A 591-nucleotide genomic window follows, 5' to 3' on the forward strand; every position below is an offset into this window, starting at 1 on the left:
TCTTGAGCCAATAAATGTTGCCAAATACCTGAGCAAGGTAATCGATCGAGAACAACCGCAACTGATCCTCTTTGGAAAGCAGGCCATTGACCAAGAGAACAACCAGACCGGGCAAATGGTTGCGCAGTTGATTGGTAGTGGTCAGGCCACCTTTGCCTCTGCGATCAGCTATGTCGATGGCAACTGGTTAGTCGAACGGGAGGTCGATGGTGGCAGCCAGACTTTGGAACTTTCAGTGCCAGCAGTCGTTACCTGCGATTTACGTCTCAACGAACCGCGCTATGCATCATTGCCGAACATTATGAAAGCCAAGAAGAAGCCGCTTGAGATTCTTGCCGCTGATAGCCTGGGTGCAAGTGTGAAAGAGCACACTCGATTGCTAGAGGTTGCACCGCCACCAATTCGTAAAGCAGGCATCAAGGTCGGCTCGGTATCCGAACTCTTGGATAAATTGAAAAACGTATCGGGGGTGATTTGATGCGCACACTGGTTATAGCCGAGCACGCAGCGGGACAGCTTACGGCAGGTACATTAAGTGCTATCACTGCTGCTGTAGAGCTGGGCCTAGAAACTGATCTGCTTGTTCTAGGC

At 50.8% G+C, this 591-nt stretch carries 1 protein-coding gene; it reads left to right on the forward strand.

The window, feature by feature from the left end:
• Positions 1-478, forward strand: a 478-nt coding sequence (locus tag AC1DRJ_RS31700; protein WP_477805572.1) for an electron transfer flavoprotein subunit beta/FixA family protein, incomplete at its 5' end; no start/stop codon positions are given.
• Between the last annotated feature and the right edge of the window lie 113 nt (positions 479-591).

The organism is Pseudomonas sp. P5_B2, from assembly GCF_056400445.1.